The organism is Saccharothrix sabaoui, assembly GCF_051756985.1.
Classification (GTDB): domain Bacteria; phylum Actinomycetota; class Actinomycetes; order Mycobacteriales; family Pseudonocardiaceae; genus Actinosynnema.
The window spans coordinates 1-5,775 of record NZ_JBPKJK010000286.1; the positions used below are offsets into that span (position 1 = coordinate 1).

Consider the following 5,775-nt stretch of genomic DNA (forward strand, 5'->3'; position numbering starts at 1 on the left):
GGCCGAGACCGGCCGGCCGCTCGCCTCCGCGCGCGAGGGCGTGCTGGCCGGCGCGTCCACCCTGGAGCAGTACGCCGAGCTGGGCCCGGTCCACCGTGGACGGTCGCTGCTGGGCTCGGCCGACGCCACCGACCTGATGGTGCCCGAGCCGCGCGGCGTGGTGGTGGCGTTGACGCCGTGGAACGACCCGGTCGCGGTGGCGTGCGGCCTGCTCGGCGCGGCCCTGGTGACCGGCAACGCCGTCGTGCACAAGCCCAGCGAGCGCTGCCCGCACACCGGCGCGCTGCTCGCGGAGCTGATGGTGGAGCACTTCCCGCCGGGCGTGCTCCAGGGCCTCACCGGCGCGGGCGACGTGGGCGCCGCGCTGGCCGCCTCGCCGCACGTCGACGTCGTCGCGCACGTCGGCGGCACCGCGACCGGCCGGTCCATCGCCGCCGCGTGCGCCCGGACCGGTGCGAAGGCGCTGCTGGAGAACGGCGGCAACGACCCGCTGCTCGTGGACGCGGACGTGGACCCGGTGTGGGCGGCGGGGCAGGCGGCGCTCGGCGGGTTCACCAACGCGGGCCAGCTGTGCACGTCCGTGGAGCGCGTGTTCGTGCACCGGGACGTCGCGGACGAGTTCCTGGCGGCGCTGTGCGAGGAGGCGCGCCGGTGGAACGCCGACCCGCAGCCCTTGGTTGACCGCGTGCACCGCGAGCACGTGCACGCGCACGTCGTCGAGGCCCTCGCCGACGGCGCGGAGCCGCTGGTGGGCGGCGAGGTGCCCGACGGCGAGGGCGCGTTCTACCCGGCGACCGTGCTGGCCCGCTGCACGCCGGACATGCGGGTGATGCGGGAGGAGACGTTCGGGCCGGTGGTCCCGGTGCGCGTGGTGCCGTCGTTCGAGCAGGGCCTGGCCGAGGCGTGCGTGGACGAGCACGGCCTGGCCGCGACCGTGCTGACCGGGTCGATGGCCAACGCGCAGCGGGCGTGGCGGGCGCTGCCCGTGGGCACGGTGAAGGTCAACGCGGTGTTCGGCGGCGCGCCCGGCGGCGCCGCGCAGCCGCGCCGGGCCTCGGGCAGCGGTTTCGGCTACGGGCCCGAGCTGCTCGACGAGATGACCGCGGTGAAGGTCGTCCACGTCGAGCCGGCCCGGCCGAGGGGCTAACGCCCCTGGGGTCCCGTCAGCCTCCGGAGTCCCGTCAGCCCCCGGAGTCCCGTCAGCCCCCGGAGTCCCGTCAGCCCCGGGGTCCCGTCAGTCGCCGTGCCCGACGACGGCGGTGACGCGGATCTCGACGCGCATCCCCGGGAGGCCGAGGGCGGCCACGCCGAGCTGGGTCCAGATGGGCGCGCGGTCGCCCGTGCGCGCGCGGAACTGCTCCACCATGACGCGGTTGTGGTCCTCGCCGATGGAGTCGGGGGAGGCGGGGACGTGGTACGAGTCCACGGCCACGACGTCGCGCCAGGTGGCCCCCGCCTCGGCGAGGGTCCGCTCGACGTTGTCGAAGGCGAGGGCGATCTCGTCGGCCAGGGCCTCGGGGAAGACCAGGTCGTCGTCGCAGCCGGCCTGGCCGGAGGTCTCGACCCGGTCACCGATCCGGACGGCCTGGTGGTAGTGCATCCGCGCCAGCTGGGTGTCGCCGTAGCCGGGGGTGGCGAAGAACGTCGGCCCGCTCATGGGGGTCCTCTCGGTTGACTTCACGTGTGAAGTAAACGTAGCACGCTTTCGCTTCACGCGTGAAGTCATGGCCGCTCGGTATCGTGCCGCCATGGCCACCACCGCAACCCCGGAGCCCGGCGGGGACGCCCCGGACGAGCAGCTGTGGCTGGACGCGGCCGAGAAGGAGGCGTGGACCGGGCTGGTCTCGCTGGTCCTGCTGCTGCCGGGACGGCTGGAGGCGCCGCTGCACCGCGCGGCCGGGCTGACCCTCTTCGAGTACCTGACCCTCAGCCACATCTCCGAGGCCCCGCGGCGGCGGCTGCGCATGAGCGAACTGGCCTACCTGGCCAACGGCTCCCTGTCGCGGCTGTCCAACGTGGTCAAGCGGTTCGAGCAGCGGGGCTGGGTGGAGCGCTCGCCCGACCCCGACGACGGCCGGTACACCCTCGCCGCCCTCACCGACGCCGGCTACGAGGTGGTCGTGGCCGCCGCGCCCGAGCACGTGCGCTCGGTGCGGCGGTTCGTCCTCGACCCGCTCACCGCCGCCGACCAGCAGGCGCTGGCCCGCATCGCCGCCAAGCTGCGGGTGCGCCCGGTCGACCTGGCCTGAGACCGGGCCCGGGACCCGGCCCGAGACCGGGACCCGGCCCGGGACCGGGCCCGCGCGGTCAGATCCAGCCCTCGTCCCAGGCCAGCCGCGCCGCCTCGTAGCGGGTGCTCACGCCGAGCTTCGTCATCGCCGACGACAGGTAGTTGCGCACCGTCCCGGCCGCCAGGTGCGCCTCCGCGGCGATGGCCGCGACCGTGCCGCCGCCCAGGGCGTGCCGCAGCACGTCCAGCTCGCGCGCGGTCAGCGGGCACGTGCCCTCGGTCAGCGCGGCGGCGGCGATCTCCGAGTCCACGTACCGGCGGCCCGCGTGCACGTCCCGCAGGATCGACGCGAGCTGCGCGGCGGGCGTGGTCTTCGGCACGAACCCGCGCACGCCCGCGCTCAGCGCCCGCCGCAGCACGCCGGGCCGGGCGTGCCGGGTCACGATCACCACCGCCACCCCGTCCAGCGACCGCACCGCCTCGGCGGCGAGCACCCCGTCCCGGCGCGGCATCTCCAGGTCGAACACCGCGATGTCCGGCCGGTGCTCGCGCACCGCGGCCACCGCCGCCTCGCCGTCGCTGACCTGCGCCACGACCGAGATGTCGTCCTCCAGCTCCAGCAGCGCCACGAGCGCGCCCCGGATCAGGTCCTCGTCGTCGGCCAGCACCACCCGGATCACCGGCCCACCGCCGCCGTGCCGACCAGCTCGAACCCGTCGCCCGCGCGGTCGGTGCCGACCCGCCCGCCGACCGCGGCGAACCGCTCCCGCAGGCCCGCGAGCCCGGAGCCCTGCCCGCCCGGACCCGTGCCCCCGGACCCCGCCTCCTCCGGGCCGACCCCGTCGTTGCGCAGCCGCACGCACGCTCGGCCGTCCACCACGGTGATCACCACGTCGCAGCGCCGCGCCCGGCTGTGCCGCAGCACGTTCGTCGTGCCCTCCCGCACCAGCGCGCCGAACAGCGGCTGCAACGGCGGCGGCACGTCGACCGCGTCCCCGGTCACGGCCGTCTCGATGCCCGCCGCGCGCAGCACGCCCACCGCGTTCGCGATCTCCAGCCCGAGGCTGGCCCGCCGGTAGCCCTGCACCACGTCGCGCGTCTCGCGCAGCGCCGTGCGCGCCAGCTCGGCCACCTCGCCCGCGTGCTGCCGCGCCAACCCGTCGTCGCGGCCGATCAGCCGCTGCGCCAGCTCGCCCTTGAGCGCGATGGCCTGGAGGTGGTGGCCCTGGATGTCGTGCAGGTCGGCGGCGAACCGCAGCCGCTCCTCGGCCACCGCCAGCGCCTCGGCCGTGCTGCGGGCCCGCTCCAGCTGCTGCGCGAGGTCCCAGATCCACAGCTGCGCCAGGTCGGCGGCCACCAGCGTGACGATCATGATGACGGCCAGCACCACCGCCGCGCCGCGCTCGGCGCCGCCGAACACCGCGCCCGCGGCCACCGTCAGGGCGCCGGCGAGGACCACGACCGGCCACCGCGCCCGGGCCGGGAGCGTCGCCGCGACGTGCGCGATCACCAGGCCGGGCAGCATCGCCCAGCCCACCAGGAACCCGCCCTCGTTCGCCATCACCGACCACGCGGCCAGCGCCACCGCGAACGTCGCCGCGTGCTCCCACAGCCGCCCCTCGCCCCGGCCCAGACCGCCCATCGCCTGGTGCAGGTAGCGGGTGTGCTGCACCACCACGACCACCACGGCCAGCGCCAGCAGCGCGGACCTCACCGGCCCGTAGCCGTTGACCACGAGGTCGAGCCCGGTGCCGACGGCGACGACCACGCCGCCCGTCACCACCGTCCACCACGTGTAGTGCCGCAAGCGGCGCAGACCGGTCACGGGGCGAATGTACGAGCCGGGGCGCACGGCTGTCTGCTGACATCTGTCACGAGCACCGGTGCGCCGCGGCACTACCGGGCGCGCGGGGGGCCGCCGAGCATGGTCACCATGAGGGACACGGTGATCGAGGTGATCGGCCTGAGGTGCCGCTACGGCGCCTTCGAAGCCGTCCGGGGGGTCGACTTCGAGGTCGCCGGGGGCGAGCTGTTCGCGCTCCTGGGGACGAACGGCGCGGGCAAGACCACGACCATGGAGGTGCTGGAGGGGCTGCGGGCGCCCTCGGCAGGCACCGTGCGGGTGCTGGGCGGCGACCCGGTGCGCGACCGCGCGGCGCTGCGGCCCCGCACCGGGATCATGCTCCAGGACAGCGGCTTCCCGGCCGACCTGACCCCGGCGGAGCTGGTCGCCCTGTGGGGCGGCGTCAGCGGTCGCCGCGCGGTGCGCGACGTGCTGGAGCGGCTCGACCTGGGCCACCGGCGCGACGTGCGGGTCAAGCAGCTCTCCGGCGGCGAGCGCCGCAGGCTCGACCTGGCCCTCGCCGTCCTCGGCCGGCCCGAGCTGCTGTTCCTGGACGAGCCCACCACCGGCCTGGACCCCGAGTCGCGCAAGCGCACGTGGGACGTGGTGCGCGAACTGCTCGCCGACGGCACGACCGTCGTGCTGACCACGCACTACCTGGAGGAGGCCGAGACCCTCGCCCACCGGCTGGCGATCATGCACGAGGGCGTGGTCGCGGTGTCCGGCACGGTCGAGGAGGTGCTGGCCGCGCACCCCGCGCGCATCGCGTTCGACATGCCCGAGGGGCTCGACGTGAGCGCCCTGCCCATGCTGACCGGCGACGTGCTGCACCGGCCGCACGGCCGCGTCGAGGTGCGCACCGCCGAACTCCAGGACGACCTGGCCTCGCTGCTCGCGTGGGCCTCGTCGGCCGGCCTCCGCCTGGGCCGCGTCCGCGCCCACCACGCGTCCCTCGAAGACGTCTTCCACGCCGCCCGCACGACCGCAGGAGCCGCCGCGTGACCACCACGACCTCACCCCTGGGCATGGTCACCGCCCTGGGCACCGCGGAGCTGAAGCTCCTGCTGCGCAACCGCACCGCCGCCACCCTGGCGTTCCTGCTGCCCCTGGCCGGTGGCGCCTACTTCGCCCTGGTGAAGCCCGGTGACGGCGGCTGGGCGGCGGCCATCGCGTTCCAGCTCCTGTTCACCCTCGGGTTCACCGTCTACCTCACGGCGACCACGGCCCTGACCGCCCGCCGCCAGGACCTGTACCTCAAGCGGCTGCGCACCAGCGCCGCGTCGGACGCCGTCGTGCTCGCCGGCCTCCTGCTGCCGGTCGTCCTGCTGGCCGTGGCGCAGACCGCCCTGCTGCTGGGCGTCAGCTTCGCGGCGGGCGCGCCGTGGCCCGAGCGGCCCGGCCTGTTCCTGCTCGCGGTCGTCGGCGGCGCGGCGATGTCGTGCGCGGTCGCCGTGCTGACCAGCGGCGTGACGTCCACGGCGGAGATGGCCCAGATCACCACGGGCCCCTACTTCGTCGCCCTGGTGTTCGGCAGCGTGGTCGCCACGGCGGGCGAGGTGGACGACTGGGTCGCCTTCGTGCCGGGCGGGGCCGTCGGCCTCCTGGTCCGCGCCGCCTGGGGAGGCCCGACCGGCCAGGTCGTCCTCGCCCTCGTCTCCCTGGTCCTCTGGACCGCCGCCGCCCACGCGGCCTCGACCCGCCT

General features: G+C 75.9%; 7 protein-coding genes. 4 read left to right on the forward strand and 3 right to left on the reverse strand.

Annotation, left to right across the window (positions count from 1 at the left end; genetic code table 11):
* Positions 1-1,147, forward strand: a 1,147-nt coding sequence (locus tag ACR807_RS40815; protein WP_438926912.1) for an aldehyde dehydrogenase family protein, incomplete at its 5' end; no start/stop codon positions are given.
* A gap of 87 nt (positions 1,148-1,234) precedes the next feature.
* On the opposite strand, the gene ACR807_RS40820 is transcribed toward ACR807_RS40815, so the two are convergent.
* Complete coding sequence (locus ACR807_RS40820) at positions 1,235-1,657, reverse strand: Rid family hydrolase (RefSeq protein ID WP_438926913.1); 423 nt, start codon at positions 1,655-1,657, stop codon at positions 1,235-1,237.
* Between the two features lie 91 nt (positions 1,658-1,748).
* Between ACR807_RS40820 and ACR807_RS40825 the strand changes: the two genes are divergently transcribed.
* Positions 1,749-2,249, forward strand: a complete 501-nt coding sequence (locus ACR807_RS40825; RefSeq protein WP_438926914.1) for a MarR family winged helix-turn-helix transcriptional regulator — start codon at positions 1,749-1,751, stop codon at positions 2,247-2,249.
* A gap of 58 nt (positions 2,250-2,307) precedes the next feature.
* On the opposite strand, the gene ACR807_RS40830 is transcribed toward ACR807_RS40825, so the two are convergent.
* Entirely contained in the window at positions 2,308-2,910 is a 603-nt protein-coding gene (locus ACR807_RS40830) for a response regulator transcription factor (protein WP_438926915.1), read from the reverse strand.
* On the reverse strand, positions 2,907-4,055 hold the full coding sequence (locus ACR807_RS40835) for a sensor histidine kinase (protein WP_438926916.1): 1,149 nt from the start codon (positions 4,053-4,055) through the stop codon (positions 2,907-2,909). The genes ACR807_RS40830 and ACR807_RS40835 overlap by 4 nt, the downstream gene beginning before the upstream one ends.
* Positions 4,056-4,163: 108 nt before the next feature.
* On the opposite strand from ACR807_RS40835, the gene ACR807_RS40840 reads away from it, so the two are divergent.
* Both ACR807_RS40840 and ACR807_RS40845 read left to right on the forward strand, forming a co-directional pair.
* Positions 4,164-5,075, forward strand: coding sequence for an ABC transporter ATP-binding protein (locus ACR807_RS40840; RefSeq protein ID WP_438926917.1), 912 nt, complete (start codon positions 4,164-4,166; stop codon positions 5,073-5,075).
* The coding region (locus tag ACR807_RS40845; protein WP_438926918.1) for an ABC transporter permease at positions 5,072-5,775 on the forward strand (704 nt) is incomplete at its 3' end. The genes ACR807_RS40840 and ACR807_RS40845, both read left to right, overlap by 4 nt.

Coding starts and splice junctions, on each gene's coding strand:
- ACR807_RS40820 (WP_438926913.1), bottom strand. CDS start 1,657: ATGAGCGGGCCGACGTTCTTCGCCACCCCCGGCTACGGCGACACCCAG.
- ACR807_RS40825 (WP_438926914.1), top strand. CDS start 1,749: ATGGCCACCACCGCAACCCCGGAGCCCGGCGGGGACGCCCCGGACGAG.
- ACR807_RS40840 (WP_438926917.1), top strand. CDS start 4,164: ATGAGGGACACGGTGATCGAGGTGATCGGCCTGAGGTGCCGCTACGGC.